Annotated in this window: 15 protein-coding genes; 7 read left to right on the top strand and 8 right to left on the bottom strand. The window is 64.3% G+C overall.

Annotated features, from left to right (window positions below):
- Positions 1-16: 16 nt before the first annotated feature.
- The 3 genes from CEJ45_RS09575 to CEJ45_RS09565 all read right to left on the bottom strand — a co-directional run bounded on the left by CEJ45_RS09575 (position 17) and on the right by CEJ45_RS09565 (position 2,894).
- The gene (locus CEJ45_RS09575) at positions 17-1,018 is read right to left on the bottom strand and encodes an ABC transporter substrate-binding protein (RefSeq protein ID WP_088754908.1); all 1,002 of its coding nucleotides are present in this window, start codon (positions 1,016-1,018) and stop codon (positions 17-19) included.
- Positions 1,015-1,788 (bottom strand): ABC transporter ATP-binding protein, encoded by a 774-nt coding sequence (locus CEJ45_RS09570; protein ID WP_088754907.1) that lies wholly within the window; start codon positions 1,786-1,788, stop codon positions 1,015-1,017. Before CEJ45_RS09570 ends, CEJ45_RS09575 begins: the two co-directional genes overlap by 4 nt.
- Before the next feature lie 215 nt (positions 1,789-2,003).
- Positions 2,004-2,894 carry an NAD-dependent epimerase/dehydratase family protein gene (locus tag CEJ45_RS09565; RefSeq protein ID WP_088754997.1) on the bottom strand — a complete coding sequence of 297 codons (891 nt, stop codon included), beginning with the start codon at positions 2,892-2,894 and terminating at the stop codon, positions 2,004-2,006.
- A 36-nt stretch (positions 2,895-2,930) separates the two neighbouring features.
- On the opposite strand from CEJ45_RS09565, the gene CEJ45_RS09560 reads away from it, so the two are divergent.
- The 3 genes from CEJ45_RS09560 to CEJ45_RS09550 all read left to right on the top strand — a co-directional run bounded on the left by CEJ45_RS09560 (position 2,931) and on the right by CEJ45_RS09550 (position 6,164).
- Positions 2,931-3,980, top strand: coding sequence for a CDP-6-deoxy-delta-3,4-glucoseen reductase (locus CEJ45_RS09560; RefSeq protein ID WP_088754906.1), 1,050 nt, complete (start codon positions 2,931-2,933; stop codon positions 3,978-3,980).
- Between the two features lie 420 nt (positions 3,981-4,400).
- The gene (locus tag CEJ45_RS09555; protein WP_088754905.1) at positions 4,401-5,603 is read left to right on the top strand and encodes an acetylornithine transaminase; all 1,203 of its coding nucleotides are present in this window, start codon (positions 4,401-4,403) and stop codon (positions 5,601-5,603) included.
- Positions 5,604-5,624: 21 nt separating this feature from the next.
- Complete coding sequence (locus CEJ45_RS09550) at positions 5,625-6,164, top strand: C40 family peptidase (protein WP_167386291.1); 540 nt, start codon at positions 5,625-5,627, stop codon at positions 6,162-6,164.
- Here CEJ45_RS09550 and CEJ45_RS09545 read toward each other — a convergent pair.
- The 5 genes from CEJ45_RS09545 to CEJ45_RS09525 form a co-directional block, all read right to left on the bottom strand.
- On the bottom strand, positions 6,152-6,925 hold the full coding sequence (locus CEJ45_RS09545) for a FadR/GntR family transcriptional regulator (RefSeq protein WP_088754903.1): 774 nt from the start codon (positions 6,923-6,925) through the stop codon (positions 6,152-6,154). The genes CEJ45_RS09550 and CEJ45_RS09545 overlap by 13 nt on opposite strands.
- An 8-nt stretch (positions 6,926-6,933) precedes the next feature.
- Complete coding sequence (locus tag CEJ45_RS09540; protein ID WP_088754902.1) at positions 6,934-7,995, bottom strand: Ldh family oxidoreductase; 1,062 nt, start codon at positions 7,993-7,995, stop codon at positions 6,934-6,936.
- Between the two features lie 46 nt (positions 7,996-8,041).
- A complete protein-coding gene (locus tag CEJ45_RS09535; RefSeq protein ID WP_088754901.1) occupies positions 8,042-9,538 on the bottom strand; it encodes a tripartite tricarboxylate transporter permease in 1,497 nt (498 codons plus the stop codon).
- Positions 9,539-9,547: 9 nt separating this feature from the next.
- A complete protein-coding gene (locus CEJ45_RS09530; protein WP_088754900.1) occupies positions 9,548-10,081 on the bottom strand; it encodes a tripartite tricarboxylate transporter TctB family protein in 534 nt (177 codons plus the stop codon).
- 128 nt (positions 10,082-10,209) lie between these two features.
- A complete protein-coding gene (locus CEJ45_RS09525; protein WP_088754899.1) occupies positions 10,210-11,193 on the bottom strand; it encodes a Bug family tripartite tricarboxylate transporter substrate binding protein in 984 nt (327 codons plus the stop codon).
- A 700-nt stretch (positions 11,194-11,893) separates the two neighbouring features.
- On the opposite strand from CEJ45_RS09525, the gene CEJ45_RS09520 reads away from it, so the two are divergent.
- The 4 genes from CEJ45_RS09520 (at position 11,894) to CEJ45_RS09505 (ending at position 16,511) form a co-directional block, all read left to right on the top strand.
- Complete coding sequence (locus CEJ45_RS09520; protein WP_008330970.1) at positions 11,894-12,085, top strand: hypothetical protein; 192 nt, start codon at positions 11,894-11,896, stop codon at positions 12,083-12,085.
- 142 nt (positions 12,086-12,227) lie between these two features.
- Positions 12,228-13,967 carry an IlvD/Edd family dehydratase gene (locus CEJ45_RS09515; protein WP_088754996.1) on the top strand — a complete coding sequence of 580 codons (1,740 nt, stop codon included), beginning with the start codon at positions 12,228-12,230 and terminating at the stop codon, positions 13,965-13,967.
- A 278-nt stretch (positions 13,968-14,245) separates the two neighbouring features.
- Positions 14,246-15,205, top strand: coding sequence for a C-terminal binding protein (locus CEJ45_RS09510; RefSeq protein ID WP_088754898.1), 960 nt, complete (start codon positions 14,246-14,248; stop codon positions 15,203-15,205).
- Positions 15,206-15,419: 214 nt separating this feature from the next.
- Positions 15,420-16,511 carry an ABC transporter ATP-binding protein gene (locus CEJ45_RS09505; RefSeq protein WP_088754897.1) on the top strand — a complete coding sequence of 364 codons (1,092 nt, stop codon included), beginning with the start codon at positions 15,420-15,422 and terminating at the stop codon, positions 16,509-16,511.
- Positions 16,512-16,587: the final 76 nt, after the last annotated feature.

Below are 16,587 nucleotides of genomic sequence, written 5' to 3'. Positions count from 1 at the left end.
CAGGCGCAGTGCCGCATCACAGCTTGCGCGCGTTCTGCCACGACAGGTCGGTGATGGAGTTCACATCGAAGGGCTTGCCATCGCGGGTCTTGAGCGAACCTTGCGATTGCAGGATATCGGCGATTTCCTGCATGCGGTCCTGGTCCTTCTTGCTGATCTTGGGCGTGAAGGTCTGGCTCTTGATGGCATCGCGGATGACGTCTTCGCGCAGCATCTCGCCATGCTTCAGGGTCTTCAGGGTCGGCTCGGCGATGAAGTAGCCGGCGATCAGCTTGGAGGCTTCGGCAGGCTTCTTCTGCAGCAGGGTGATGGCGTCGCGTTGCGCATCCAGCGACTTCCAGACGGCATCGCGCTTCTTCTTCAGGGTCTCGCCGGAAGTGATGACGACCATGCAGGGGAAGGGCCAGACTTCACCGATTTCATAGACCTGCTTGACCGGCGCGATCAGTTGCGCGATGCGCGCCTGCGGCTCGAACAGGAAGGCCGCATCGACGCGCTTGCCCACCAGCGACTGCACCGCCACCTGGGGCGAGACGCCCATGACGTTGACGTCATCGGGCTTCACGCCCGCATCGCGCAGCACCACGCCCTTGAGCACGGTGTCGGCGGTGCTGCCTTCGGCTTGCGAGGCCAGGGTCTTGCCCTTCAGGTCAGCCACCTTGTTGATGCCGGAATCCTCGCGCGCCACCAGGGCGTGATAGCCCAGCTGCGCGCCGCCGACCACCTTCAGGTCCGCCCCCTTGGAGGCCCAGGCCACGGCATTGGAGAAGCCGAACACGCCGCTGTCGAGCTGGCCGCCTACGATGGCCTTGACCAGGTCGGTGCCGGACTTGAATTCGATCAGTTCCACATCCAGGCCGTATTTCTTGTAGAGGCCCGCTTCATAGGCGGCCATGGCCTGGGCATCGTCCATGACGCGCAGGTAGCCGATCTTGAATTTTTCCAGGGCAAAGGCGTTGCCGGAGAAAGCCAGGGCCGCGGCGGTAATGGCCGGTGCCAGGATGCGTGCGAGTTTCATACTCCTACCCCTTCCAGGTTTTTTGCAAATTCGTCCTGCTCGGCGTGGATGCCCAGCAGACAAAGGATTTCGCGGCGGGTGGCCGCGAATTCGGACAGGTCGTGCGTCTTTTCGTGATGCACGAGATTGAATTCCTTCAAGACCTTGGCCGGACGCGGGCTGAACACGAAGATGCGGTCGGCCAGGAACAGCGCCTCATCCACATCGTGCGTCACCAGCACCACGGTCGGGCCCTGCTGCCGGATCAGGTCGCGCAGGGCATCCTGCAGGGTCATGCGGGTGAGCGCATCGAGCGCACCGAAGGGTTCGTCCAGCAGCAGCGCCTTGGGTTGCGAGATGAAGGCACGCGCCAGGGCCGCGCGCTGGCGCATGCCGCCGGAGACCTGGTGCGGATAATAGTTTTCGAAACCCTTGAGCTTGACGTTCTCCAGCCAGACGCGGGCCTGGTCGGCGGCTTTCTTCTTGTCGACATTCTGGAATTCCAGTGCCAGCGCCACGTTCTGCTGCAGCGTCAGCCATGGGTAGAGCGCGTTTTCCTGGAACATCAGGGTGCGCTCGGGATGCGGTCCGCGGATGGCCTGGCCGTCGGCGGACACGGTGCCGCTGCTGGGCTTTTCCAGGCCGGCGGCCATGTGCAGCAGCGTGGACTTGCCGCAACCGGACGGGCCGACCAGCGCGACCAGCTCACCGGAGGCGATCTCGCGGGTGAATTCCTCGATCACGTGCAGGTCGCCGAAACGCTTGGCGACGGTGTTGAAAGATAGCTTCATGTGGTCCGCGGACGGGCCGCGCGCAAGGGATAGTGGAAGGGGACCCGATGCAGGTCGGTTCATCCGTGCGTCCATCCGCCCGGACCCGGCCGTGCAGCCTCCCCCTTTTAGTCAGGCATGCACTGTACTAAGGCCGGCTATGCAAAACAACTACTTAAAAATCGTATGCTTATTCGTATTTCGAATAAGAAAGGTGGGCAAAACGCATAAAGGCGTCAGCCCTTCGTCAGCCTTTGTTCGCGCCACTGGGCCAACAGGCTCTGCACCTCGGGATAATGCAGCCGCACGCCCAGCTCTTCCTTGATGCGGACATTGTGGAGGCGGCGCGATTCCGACATGAAGGACAGCATCATCGGCGAGACGCTGCGTTCCAGCTCGCTGCGCGGCAGGCGCGGCGGACGCGGCAGGCCGGCGGCATCGGCCACGGCGTCGAAGTAGTCGCCCATCTTGAGGTCGGTATCGTCCACCGCGTGATAGACGCGATTGGGCGCGCCTGCGCGCATCGCGGCCAGGCAGATGCGGGCCAGGTCGTCCGCGTGGATGTGATTGGTATGCACGTCCTCCTGCGCCGCCAGGGCCGGCAGGCCCTTGTGCAGGCGCTCCAGCGGCAGGCGGTCGGCGGCGTAGATGCCCGGCACGCGCAGGATGGAGAGCTTGCCGTGGCGGCGCCGGGCCCAGGCGCGCAGGACCGTTTCGGCGTCCACCCGGCGCACCGCGCGGGCGTTCTGCGGACGCACGCGCCGGGTCTCATCGAAACTTGCGCCAGCGCAATCTCCGTAGACACCGGTGGTGCTGACATAAACCAGGCGCGCGCCCTCGGGTAAAATGGCGGCCAAATTGCGAGTGCGGCGGTCGATGCGGCCCTCGGACTGCGGCGGCGCCAGATGCACGATGGTCGGTGCCAGGCGCGCCAGGCGGCCCAGGGTCAAGGGCGCGTCCAGGTCGGCCACGATGGGAACGGCCCCGGCGGCGCGCAGTTCGGCACGGCGCTCGGGGTTGCTGGTCACGGCCAGTACGCGGTAGCGCGGCAGCAGCAGCGGCACCAGCCGCAGGCCGACATCGCCGCAGCCCAGGATCAGTACGCGGGGCAGGCCCAGTTTTTTCACGGTGTTCAATCCAAATTTATCCAGAAGCAGAATTGTATGAGTTTCCAAGTCACAGTCCAGCCCAGCGGTCGCCAATTCTCCTGCGACGCCAGCGAATCCATCCTCACCGCCGCCATCCGCGCCGGTGTCGGCCTGCCCTACGGCTGCAAGAACGGCGCCTGCGGCTCCTGCAAGGGCAAGCTGGTGTCGGGCCAGGTCGAGCACGGCCCGCACCAGGTACGCGCCCTCTCGGAGCACGAACAGCAACTGGGCCATGCCCTGTTCTGCGTGGCCAAGCCGCACAGCGACGTCACCATCGAGGCGCGCGAAGTGGCCGGCGTGGGCGAGATCCCGGTGCGCAAGCTGCCGGTGCGCGTGGCCAAGCTGGACAAGGTGGCCGACGACGTCATCATCCTCTCGCTGCAATTGCCGGCCAATGACCGCCTGCAGTACAAGGCCGGCCAGTACGTGGAATTCCTGCTGCGCGACGGCAAGCGCCGCAGCTACAGCATGGCCACTGCCCCGCACAAGGATGAGCACATGAGCCTGCACATCCGCCATCTGCCGGGCGGTCTCTTCACCGACCAGGTCTTCACTACCCTGAAGGAACGCGACATCCTGCGCATCGAAGGTCCGCTGGGCACCTTCTTCCTGCGCGAGGACTCCGACAAGCCCATCATCCTCCTGGCCTCGGGCACCGGCTTTGCGCCCATCAAGGCCATCGTCGAGCAACTGGAACATGCCGGCTCCGAGCGTCCGGTCACCCTGTACTGGGGCGGCCGCCGCCCGCAGGACCTGTACATGAACGCCCTGTGCCAGCAGTGGGAGCAGGACCTGCCCAACTTCAAGTACGTGCCGGTGGTCTCCAACGCCCAGGCCGAGGACAACTGGAGCGGCCGTACCGGCTTCGTCCACCGCGCAGTGATGGAAGACTTCCCCGACCTCTCGGGCCACCAGGTCTATGCCTGTGGCGCACCGGTCGTGGTGGAATCGGCACAGCGCGATTTCAGCGCCGAATGCGGCCTGCCGGAAGACGAGTTCTACGCGGATTCCTTCACTTCCGAAGCCGACCTGGCCAAGGCCGTGTCGGACACTCCGGCCGCCTGACGGGCCGGGTGCGGGCGCCGGTGCTGTCATGCCGGCGTCACGCAGATTTGCGAAGATGCCGCGCAAGCCTGATGCCGCGCGGCCCGGCGAGATGCGATGAAATTGCAACGGTGGCCCGCCCGATGCGCCTGCCAGCGGCTGCGGCGGGAAATTTCTTTTTGACGCTCTGCGCAAAACGTCCTAAACTTCACCGCATGATCGCCAACGCCACATTCTTACGACGCCGCAGCCAACCTGAGAAAGGTTTGCTGCTGCGCGCGTGAAGTGAAACGAATCGCGAAGCCACAGGCAAACCCTGTGGCTTTTTTTTATTCGCCATTTTGGGTCTGTCGTGCGCCTGCCGCCTAGCGCTTAGTGCTCATGTGTCAGCAACGGTCTGCACCACCCTCCCAACCACCCTATTCTTGCAGGAGCCTCTCGATGCAATTGAACCAGTCCGACACCAACAAGCTGATGTATGTCACCAACCGCCCCGAGCTGGTCTTCACGGAAGGCCACGGCATGTGGCTGACCGACCATAACGGCAAGCGCTATCTCGACTACCTGCAAGGCTGGGCGGTGAACACCCTGGGCCATTCGCCGCAATGTATCGCCGACGCGCTCAACGCCCAGAGCAAGAAGCTGATCAACCCGTCGCCGGCCTTCTACAACGCGCCCTCGATGGAACTGGCCGAGCTGCTGACGGCCAACTCGGTGTTCGACCGCGTGTTCTTCGCCAACAGCGGTGCCGAAGCCAACGAAGGCGCCATCAAGCTGGCCCGCAAGTGGGGCAAGAAGAACCCGGCCGCCGATGGCTCCTCGCGCTTCGAGATCATCACCTTCAAGCACAGCTTCCACGGCCGCACCCTGGCCACCATGTCGGCCAGCGGCAAGGATGGCTGGGATACCATGTTCGCCCCGCAGGTGCCGGGCTTCCCCAAGGCCATCCTGAACGACCTGGCCAGCGTCGAAGCGCTGATCGGCAGCCACACCGTGGCCGTCATGCTGGAGCCGGTACAGGGCGAAGGCGGCGTCATCCCGGCGACCAAGGAATTCATGCAAGGCCTGCGCCGCCTGACCAAGGAAAAGAACCTGCTGTTGATCGTCGATGAAGTCCAGGCCGGCATGGGCCGCACCGGCCAGCTGTTCGCCTACCAGCACTCCGGCATCGAACCGGACATCATGACCCTGGCCAAGGGCATCGGCGGCGGCGTGCCGCTGGCCGCCCTGCTGGCGCGTGAAGAAATCGCCTGCTTCGAAGCCGGCGAACAGGGCGGCACCTACAACGGCAACCCGCTGATGACCGCCGTGGGCGTGGCCGTGATCAAGGAACTGTTGAGACCCGGCTTCATGGAATCGGTGCGCGAGCGCGGCCAGTACCTGCGCCAGCGTTCCCTGGAAATCTCCGAGAAGTATGGCTTTGAAGGCGAGCGTGGCGAAGGCCTGCTGCGCGCCCTGCAACTGGGTCGCGACATCGGCCCGCAGATCGTCGAAGCCGCACGCAACCTGGAACCGGTGGGCCTGCTGCTGAACTCGCCGCGCCCCAACCTGCTGCGCTTCATGCCGGCCCTGAACGTGACCAAGGAAGAGATCGACCAGATGTTCTCCATGCTGGAAGACGTCCTGGCCAAGATCGGGAAGTAAGCGATGACGGGGCGCGCAAGGATGGCATTGACGCACGGGGCCGCTGTACCCTCTTCCCGGTCGGCACTGGCCGCAGTGTGTGCGGCACTGGTGCTGGCCGCCTGCGGCACGACGCCGACCGCGCCCCCCATCGCCCGGCTGCCCGGTGCCCCGCAATCGCAGGCACCGGCGCTGCCGGCCACCGACAATGGCAATGAAGTGGCGCTCTATGCGCTCTCGCTGATCGATACCGGCTACCGCTTCGGCGGCAAGAATCCGTCGGCCGGCCTCGATTGCAGCGGCATGGTCAGCTACATCTTCGGCCAGGCCGCCAATTACCGCATCGCTGGCAGTGCCGCCGATATCGCCCGCCAGGGCCGCCAGATCGATCCTTCCCAATTGCGCGCGGGCGACCTGGTGTTCTTCAATACCCAGAACCGTCCCTTCTCGCACGTGGGCATCTATCTCGGCGATGGCCGCTTCGTGCATGCGCCCTCCACCAATGGCAAGGTGCACATCACGCGCATGGACAATCCCTATTTCTCGCGCCGCTTCGAAATGGCGCGCACCTACTTCAACTGAAGCGACGTCTTGCGGGCGGGCCGTTTGCGCGGCGCGCTCTCCTGTTGCTGGCGGTTGCCGTATTCCCGGATCAGGTTTGCGCTGTAGCGCGTGAAGGCGATATCCATGTGTCGCCGCATGGCTGCACGCGCCTGCTCGGGATTGCGTTCGCGCAGCGCCTGCATGATGAGGCCGTGTTCCTCGATGGCTTCCTGCCACACGCGGGTGCCGTCGAAGTGGCTGTGCAGGCGCTCGAACAGCGGCCCCAGGCGGGCATCGAAGAGCTGCGTCACCAGTCCGACCAGCACGCTGTTGCCGGTGGCTTCGGCCAGGCGGATGTGGAAGAGGCGGTCGGCTTCCAGCGGATCGATGCCCGCCTCCGTATGCGCGATCATGAGGGCATAGGCTTCCTCCACGGCGGCAATCTGCTGCTTGCTGCCATGCTGGACGGCGGCATAGGCCACTTCGCCTTCGATCATTTCGCGCGCACGCAGCAGTTCCAGTGGTCCTTCCTCGCCCGACAGGTCGTGCCGCAGTTCACGCTGCATGGGCGGCGCGCAGACATAGATGCCCGAGCCCATGCGTACTTCGATATAGCCCTCCACCTCCAGCGCGATGAGCGCTTCGCGCAGCGAAGGCCGGCTCACTCCCAGCTGCACCGACAGTTCACGCTCGGACGGCAGGCGTGAGCCGACGGCGAATTCCCCTTCCACGATCAGCTTGCGCAACTGGTCGCTGATCTGCCGGTACAAGCGCTGCGGTTCGATCGCTTCGATGGGCATGGTGGTCCTCAGCCGAGGGTCGCGGGAAACTCCAGATCGTAGGCGGCACCGGCCTCGCGCAGCATGGGCGCAATGGTCGGGTGCAAGGCCACGCCTTGCGCCAGCTGCTCGGCGCGGCGCTGCATGCCACGGTCGCCGGGCATGCGCACCTGGCCCACGCCGGGGCGCGGAGGATTGCTGCGGCAGGCCTGGGCGATGTGATCCATCTGGCGCTTGAAGTCCTGCTCGCCGCCGAAGGCCGAGGGATCATAGAGCGACATGAACACCGTCGCCCCCCAGCCCGCTGCCGGATCGGCGCGCCCGAAACCGGACAGGCCGCCGGTCAGCGCCTCGATCAGCACCGCCAGGCCGAAGCCCTTGTGCCCTGCCGAGAGCCCGCCCAACGGCAGGATGGTGCCCGGTGGCGTGGCCGCGAGCACAGCCGGGTCGCGGCTGGGATGGCCGGCGCCATCGATGAGCCATTCTTCCTCGAACTGCTTGCCGGCCTTGTGCAGGCGGTTGCTCATGCCGTTGGTGGTGATGGAGGCCGAGATGTCGACCAGGAAGGGCGTGCCGGAAGTGGGAATGCCGGCCGCAATCGGATTGGGCGTAAACACCGCCTGCGTCCCACCAAAGGGCGCCACGCTCTGCACTGCCGGGTCCGAGCTGGCCAGGATCATCATGAAGCCCTCTTGCGTGGCACGCAGCAGATAGGCGGCCAGGCAGGCGATGTGATGGCTGTGGTGAATGGTCAGTGAAGCGGTGCCATAGTCGCGCGCCTTGGGGATCAAGGCATCGATGCCCTGGTGCACCAGCCAGGGGCCGGGCAGGCGGCGGCCATCCCAGGCCAGCGCGGCGGCACGCTCCGAGAGCACCTCGGGCTGGCCGCTCTTGGCCATGCTGCCCTTTTCCAGTTCCTTGACGTAGGGGGCCAGCAGGGCCAGGCCATGCGTGTCGTGGCCCAGCAGGTCGCCGTCGACCAGGGTGGCGGCGACGCTGTCGGCCTTGTCGGCCTCGAGGCCTGCGCGCTGCAACAGGGTGGAGCCGAACTGACGCAGGGCGTCAGCGGAGAAACGTTCGGGCATTGCCATGGAAGCACCTTTCCTTGCTTGAATCATCGATTGAATTCTTTTCACCTCAGGCCAGGGCCAGCGGCTTCCTGCGCACCAGCTTGAGCACCAGCGGCAGCAACCACAGCAGCAGCGTGATCACGCCCAGCGTCCCGGCGATGGGGCGCTCGAAGAAGGCCAGGAACTGGCCGTCGGACTTGATCATCGAGGTCACGAAATGTTCTTCCAGCATCCCGCCCAGGACCACGCCCAATACCGCCGGCGCCACCGGGAAACCGTTCTCTTCCATCACGTAGGCCAGCAGGCCGAACACCAGCATGATGCCCACGTCGGTGACGCTGTTGTTGGTCGCATAGGAGCCGACCACGCAGAACAGCAGGATCAGGGGCATCAGGATGCCGCGCGGGATGGAGAGGATGCGCTTGGCCATCTTGATGCACCAGAAGCCCAGCGGCAGCATCAGCAGGTTGGCCAGGATGAAGACCAGGAAGATGGCATACATCGACACCGGGTTGTCGACGAAGATCATCGGCCCCGGATTGAGGTTCTTCATGTAGAGCACGCCAATGACGATGGCGGTGATCGAATCCCCCGGGATGCCGAACACCAGTGCCGGAATCCAGGCCCCGGCCAGCGCCGAATTGTTGGCCGCGCCCGATTCGACGATGCCTTCCGGATGGCCGGTGCCGAATTTCTCGGGCTCCTTGGACATCTTCTTGCTCATCGCATAGGACATCCAGGCCGCGATGTCAGCGCCCGCGCCGGGCAGCGCACCGACCAGGGTCCCGAGGACGCTGCCGCGCAAGACCGATTTCGGATACTTGACCATCAGCCCCCACATGCCCTTGAAGACGTTGCCGACGCGGCTTTCCGCGACCTTCATGGTGAAGTCGCGCGAGACCGCGAAGCGCAGCACTTCGGACATGGCGAACATGCCGACCATCAGCGGCACCAGCGATACCCCGCCCAGCAGGTCGGGCTGGTCGAAGGTGAAGCGGGGCGCACCGGCCGGGTTGCCCATGCCGATGGAGGCGATGAACATGCCCAGGAACAGCGAGACGAAGCCCTTCAAGGGATTGTCGGAGGCGATGAAGATGGCGCAGGTCAGGCCCAGCAGCACCAGCCAGAAATATTCGAAGGAGGAGAATTTCAGCGCCAGCTCGGCCAGCGCCGGTGCCGAGAAAATCAGCACGAAGGTACCGAACAAGCCGCCGATGACCGAGAACACCAGGCTGGCGCCGAGCGCAATCTCGCCCTGCCCTTTCATGGTCATGGCATAGGCTTCGTCGGTATAGGCAGCCGATGAGGGCGTGCCGGGAATGCGCAGCAGGCAGCCGGGAATGTCGCCCGAGAAGATCGCCATGGCCGTAGCCGAGACCATGGCCGCGATGGCCGGTACCGGCGGCATGAAGAAGGTCACCGGCACCAGCAGTGCTACCGCCATGGTCGCGGACAGGCCGGGCACCGCCCCCATGAAGAGGCCGAAGATGGAGGAACCGAGGATCACCGCCAGCACGTAGGGATCAAACACCATCGCCAGTGCGGCATAGAGGTTGGCAAGCATGTCGTCTCCTTACCAGGCCAGGGGCGTGAGGATGCCCCAGGGCAGGGGCACCTTGAGCAGTTTGTAGAAGATGGTGTGGATCAGCAGCGCACTGGCCAGGGCCACCGGCAGTGCCACCATCACGCGGGTGCGGAAAGTCAGGAACAGCACCAGCAGCAGCACGAAGGCCGTCGGCAGGAATCCCAGGGGTTCCGAAACCCGGATGTAGAACACCAGTGACAGCGGAATCAGCAGGAAGGCCAACACCGCACGCCCGCTGCGGAACCAGTCAGGCAGCGTGAACCAGCGCGCATCCTGGTCATCGGCGCCGATGGTGGCAATGCGCGAGCCGGGCGCACTGCGCGCAGCCCGCGCCTGCTGCAAACCGCGCAGGCCACGCAACACCAGCAGCACGGCGCAGATCATCAATCCGCCGGCCAGCGCCTGCGGAAACACATTGGGCCCGATATCCTGCCCCATCGCAGGCAGGCGGGAAGAAGCGATCCAGAGCACCACCGCAAGGACAGCGATCAGCAGCCCGGACAAGGCATCATTGATTTTCATGGAACGGTCCCGAAACGAAGAGCACGGTGAAGGGAGCAAGGCAGGCGCATCGACATGCCGTCAATGCGCCCGCTCCAGGGCAGTTGGCAGCCAGTTAGCCGCCCTGTCGGCAGCCTGCTTCCGGCTGTTTACCGGGCCATGCCCAGGGTCTTGAGGATGGCGCCCATGTCCTCGTCGCTCTTGTCCATGAACTTGCCGAACTCGGCGGCATCGGCATACTGGGTACCGAAGCCGCGCCCGCTCATGAAGTCCTTGTATTCCTTGCTGTCGTAGATCTTCTTGAGGCTGGCCGAGAGCTTGCCCTGCACATCGGCCGGCAAGCCCTTGGGCCCGACGATGCCGCGCCAGGCGCCATTGGTCCAGCTGCTGCCGGTCAGGCTCTTGAGCGTGGGCACCTTGGGATAGAGCGCCGCCGGCTCATTGGCCATGATCACCAATGGCGTGGCCTTGCCGGCGTCGATCAGCGAACGCGCTTCCGGCAGCGAGGCTGCGACGATGTCCACCCCACCCGCAGCCAGGTCCACCATGGCCGGCGCAGCGCCGTTGGAGGGCACGAAGCGCACCGCATTGGGCGCCACCTTGAGGTCGCTCAACATGCCGGCCAGGCCCAGGTGCCAGATGCCACCCTGCCCGGTGCCGGACGCCTTGAGCTTGCCGGGATTGGCCTTGATGGCCTTGAGCAGGTCGTCGAAGTTCTTGTAGGGCGAATCGTTGCTCACGGTCAGCGCGGCCGGGTCGAAGTTCATCAGCGCCAGGGGCGTGAGGTCACGCGGGGTCAGCTTGGTCAGGCCCTGGTGGTGCATCATCGAAATCTCCACCGTAGCGATGCCGATGGTGTAGCCATCCGGCGTGGCACTGGCGATGGCCTGGTGGCCCACCGCACCATTGCCGCCGGTGCGATTGACCACGTTGACCGGCTGGCCCAGGTCCTTCTCCAGCAACGCGCCGATGATGCGGGCGGTGGCATCGGTACCGCCGCCGGCGCCCCAGGGCACGATCAGCGTGACCGGACGTTCGGGCCAGGCGGCAAAGGCCGCCGGGGCGGCCAGGACGGTGCAGGCCGCGCTGGCGGCCAGGATGGTCTTGAACAAGGTTCTGCGGGTCAACTGCATGGTCTCCTCCGTTGTCGTCTGCGGCTTATTGCGCGCAATGGGGTGCGGCTAACGTTTTGGCAAAGGACTTTCGTTACCGCTTCTCTGACCTGCGGGGAGCGCCGGAGTGATTGGCCATGCGGAAGGGATCCCCCCGCTGGTCTCCTGTGTTGTCTCTGTTGCGCAGGTCTCATGCCTTGCTGCTTGTTCTTGTAATCCGGACCGGGCCGGTGACGCTGCATCATGCTGCTGGCCGCGCCCCCGCTTTGGGATGAGTCGCGCAGAGGTCATGTGGTCTGACCAGCGGAGGCTAGAATTTCACATCACCCAGGCAGTGTCAAGGATGAATCGAATGGATCAAAAAAATTCATCCTTGGTGCCATGCAACATTAATAGCCCGTCGCAAACCCTTGCCGGCTCTGGCTTTCAGGCTGGCAGTGTGTTTTACTGCATGTTGCAGCGGCGACGTAAAAAGCCAGCCGCACCATGCTGACAAAAAGCTTTCTCGCGATCTGGTATTACCACTTGACCAAACAAATCCGGCTGCAATAGACTCGCAGCCAATTACACAAGTCACGTCGCTTCTACGTGCCATGCCACCGTCGGGGACGGGGCAGGCCGCAGGGCAGAACGGACGGCACAGACCCAGCCGCCATGGCACCTGCCGGCGGCTCCAGGCAACGGAGACATCCCATTGGCACATCCAGGCACAGCATCGCATGTGAACCGCAGGACGCCGGCCGGCTGGGCGCAGGCGCGCTGCGCCGCCACCGCCTCCAGCGTGCGTGCGCGCCGTGCCCTGCATCGCTGCTCTGCGTTCGGGTCCCTGCTGGCCTTCCTGCTGATTGATTTTTCCCGCTATTTCTTTGACCAGGGCGACAGTCATCCCGTCGCCGCGCGCGCTCTCGCCTGAGTTTGACAAAGCCCAGGTGCGCGCAGGCAGCAAGCATTGAACGGCACTGCTGGCCACATCCGGCCGGCAGCCCATGGATCGCATGAAGCAGGGCAAGGAATGCAGTGCGCGCTTGCGCACGCACCTTGCCAGGGAAACGACAATGACTGACGACACCAAGAAAAAATCCACCCGCCGCAGCCAGGCCTGGTTTGGCCGCCAGGACCGCGATGGGTTCATCTACCGCTCCTGGGTGAAGAACCGCGGGATCCCGCACGACCAGTTCGATGGCCGTCCGGTGATCGGCATCTGCAATACCTATTCCGAACTGACCCCCTGCAATTCGCACTTCCGCGCCCTGGCCGAACAGGTCAAGATCGGCATCTGGGAAGCCGGCGGTTTCCCGCTGGAGTTCCCGGTGATGTCGCTGGGCGAAACCCTGCTGCGCCCGACCGCCATGCTCTACCGCAACCTCGCCAGCATGGATGTGGAAGAGTCGATCCGCGCCAATCCGCTCGATGGCGTGGTGCTGCTCATGGGCTGCGACAAGACCACGCCGGCGCTGCTGATGGGCGCGGCCTCCGTCGATGTGCCGACCATCGGCGTGTCGGGCGGCCCGATGCTCTCGGGCAAATACCGTGGCCGTGAACTGGGTTCCGGCACCGGCGTGTGGCAGATGTCGGAAGATGTGCGCGCCGGCAAGATGACGCAGGAAGAATTCTTTGAAGCCGAGAGCTGCATGCACCGCTCGCACGGCCACTGCATGACCATGGGCACGGCCTCCACCATGGCCAGCATGGTCGAGGCGCTCGGCGTGGGCCTGCCGCACAACGCCGCCATTCCGGCCGTCGATGCGCGCCGCAACGTGCTGGCACGCAACGCCGGCCGCCGCATCGTGCAGATGGTGGACGAAGACCTGGTGCTGTCCAAGATCCTCACCCGCCAGGCCTTCGAGAACGCCATTCGCGTCAACGCCGCCATCGGCGGCTCCACCAATGCGGTGATCCACCTGCTGGCCATTGCCGGCCGCATCGGCATCAAGCTCGACCTGAAGGATTGGGACGACATCGGCCAGCAACTGCCCTGCCTGCTGGACCTGCAGCCCTCGGGCAAATTCCTGATGGAAGATTTTTACTATGCCGGTGGCCTGCCGGCGGTGATCCGCCAGCTGGAAAGCGTGATCGACAAGACCGCCCTGACCGCCAACGGCAAGACCCTGTGGGAGAACTGCCAGGATGCACCGAACTGGAATCCGGAAGTCATCCGCAGCTTCGACCAGCCCTTCAAGGAAGCGGCCGGCATCGCGATCCTCAAGGGCAACCTGGCCCCGGACGGTGCCGTGATCAAGCCGTCGGCTGCCACCCCTGCCCTGCTCAAGCATCGCGGCCGTGCCGTGGTCTTCGAAAACAGCGACGACCTGCACAAGCGCATCGATGACGAGAACCTGGATGTCGATGAAACCTGCGTGCTGGTGCTCAAGAACTGCGGTCCCAAGGGTTACCCCGGCATGGCCGAAGCGGGCAACATGCCGCTGCCGCCAAAGGTTCTGCGCAAAGGCATCACGGACATGGTGCGTGTCTCGGATGCGCGCATGAGCGGCACTGCCTACGGTACCGTGGTGCTGCACGTCTCGCCGGAAGCGGCCGCCGGCGGTCCGCTGGCGCTGGTGCAGAACGGCGACTTCATCGAACTCGATGTGGAGGCGCGCAAGCTGCACCTGGATGTGTCGGACGAAGAACTGGCGCGCCGCCGTGCGCAGTGGAGCAAGCCCGAATTGCCGCCGCAGATGCAGCGCGGCTGGGTCAAGCTCTACGTCGATCACGTGCAGCAGGCCAACCAGGGCGCGGACCTCGATTTCCTGGTCGGCAAGAGCGGACCTTACGTGCCCAAGGACAATCACTGAACCGGCCTGCCCTTGCCTCCTGCAACGGCGGCAAGGGCAGCAAACATGTTTAAAGCCAAGCGGCCAGACCGAATTCCACCTGCAGCAACGTTTCAAGCATCACAGGCTTCAAAAAGCAGCATTAAGCAAAAGTTAAGGGTCATTGAAACAGCATTAAATTCATCTTAATACCAGCATCCGTCGTACCCCGGGACCACGGTACAGCCACACAAGCGGCGGCCGTGTTCCAGGAAGTAGTTGCATCAGGTGGACCAAGACAACCATCACGGAGACGAGCAATGAAAGTACTGATTACGGACTACGATTTCCCCGACGTCGACCTGGAGCTTGCGCTCTACAAGGAAGCCGGCGTGGAAGTCGTGACCGCGCAATGCCGCACGGAAGAGGAGGTCATCGCCGCCTCCGCAGGATGCCAGGGCCTGCTGGTGCAATACGCACCGGTGAACGCCAAGGTCTTCGCAGCCCGTCCTGAAATCCGCATCGCCAGCCGCTACGGTGCCGGCTTCGATACCATCAACACGGCCGACGCCGCAGCCCATGGCGTGTGGGTCGCCAACTCGCCCGACTACGGCGTGGGCGAAGTCGCCACCCACGCGCTGGCCATGGCGCTGGACCTGATCCGCAACATCACCGTCTATGACCGTGCGGTCAAGGCCGGTGAATGGCACTACACCACGGCCGGCATCATTCCGCGCGCCTCCGAGCTGACCATCGGCATCATCGGACTGGGCCGCATCGGCAAGCGCATGGCGCATATCTCGCGCAATCTCTTCAAGCGCGTCATTGCCTATGATCCCTACATCATCGATGGCGATTTCCCCGCCTACGTGGAGCGCGTGAGTCGCGAGGAACTGTTCCGTCAAGCGCATGTGGTGTCGCTGCATACGCCCTTGAACGACGAGACGCGCAACATGATCGATGCCTCGCTGCTCAACCTGTTGCAGCCGCAGAGCTATTTGGTGAACTCCGCACGCGGTGGCCTCATCCAGATCGACGACCTGCTGGCCGCGCTGGAAAACGGCAAGCTCAAGGGTGCGGCGCTGGATGTGCTGCCGGTGGAGCCGCCGCAGACGGCCTCGGCTATCGTGCAGCATCCACGTGTGCTATTGTCGCCGCACGCGGCCTTCTTCTCGGATGTCGCAGCGCGCGAACTGCGGCGCAAGGCGGCCCAGAACCTGATCGACTGGGACCGCAACGGGCGGCCTTCCTATGTCGTCGTCCAAGGCAAGAACCAATAAGTCAAAACAATCCCCCCGACAACGGGGCGCCAACGCAGCACCGCGCCGGCCGCCAGCCGGCGCAGCATCAGTGTAGACAACGAAAAAAAGGAAGACCGGCAGGATCTTCCACGCGTCCCTCCACAGGACGTGCCTGAACAAAGTGCGTTGTGAACGGCTCCGCCTGGAACCGGTTCCGCAGCGTCGATACGAGGATAGACACGAGGAGCATTTGATGGCATCAGTACAGATCCGCGCAGTCAAGAAACAGTTCGGCAGCACCCAGATCATCCGGGGCGTCGACATCGATATCGCCGATGGCGAATTCACCGTCCTGGTCGGTCCGTCCGGCTGCGGCAAGTCGACGCTGCTGCGCATGCTGGCGGGGCTGGAGGAAATCACCGGCGGCGAGATCCTCATCGGCGGCACCGTGGTCAACAACGTCCAGCCGAAGGACCGCGACATCGCCATGGTGTTCCAGAACTACGCGCTCTATCCGCACATGACGGTGCGTGACAACATGGCCTTCTCGCTCACCCTGGCCAAGAAGGACAAGTCCTTCGTCGACGAGCGCGTCAAGAAGGCCGCCGACATCCTCGGCCTGAACCAGCTGCTGGACCGCTATCCGCGCCAGCTCTCGGGCGGCCAGCGCCAGCGTGTGGCGATGGGCCGCGCCATCGTGCGCGATCCACAGGTGTTCCTGTTCGACGAACCGCTCTCCAACCTCGATGCCAAGCTGCGCGTGCAGATGCGCACCGAGATCAAGGAACTGCACCAGCGCTTGAAGACCACCTCCATCTATGTGACCCACGACCAGATCGAAGCCATGACCATGGCCGACCAGATCGTGGTCATGCGCGATGGCCTGGTGGAACAGCGCGGCCGTCCGCTGGACCTGTACGACCATCCGGCCAACCTGTTCGTGGCCGGTTTCATCGGCTCGCCCGCGATGAACTTCATCCCGGCCACGCTGCGCCGAAACGGTGGCGGTGGCGCTGCCGAAGTCGAATTCGCCGATGGCACCCGCGTGCCCGCGCCCTATGGCAGCGCCCTGCAGGGCAATGACGGACAGAAGGTCACCTACGGCGTGCGCCCCGAGCACCTCTCCATCGGTGCGGCCGGGCAAGGCATCGCCACCAAGGTCATCGTGGTCGAACCGACCGGGGCGGATACCGAAGTGTTCTCGCGCTTCGGTGAGACCAGCCTCACCTCGATCTTCCGCGAGCGCCATGATTTCGGCGCGGGCGACGTGATCCATCTGGTTCCTGACCACAGCCGCACGCACCTGTTCGATGCCGAGTCGGGCAAGTCGCTGGCGGCCCGCTGATCCAACGCACCATCACTGCAGTAACCCAAGCACCACCCGTAGCGCAGCATCACAAGAAAAAGAGTCCATCCGCAAG

This window comes from Herbaspirillum aquaticum (assembly GCF_002213425.1).
Lineage (GTDB): Bacteria > Pseudomonadota > Gammaproteobacteria > Burkholderiales > Burkholderiaceae_D > Herbaspirillum > Herbaspirillum aquaticum.
The sequence above is the reverse complement of the archived record's forward strand: the minus strand, read 5'-3'. Positions and strand labels throughout refer to the sequence as shown.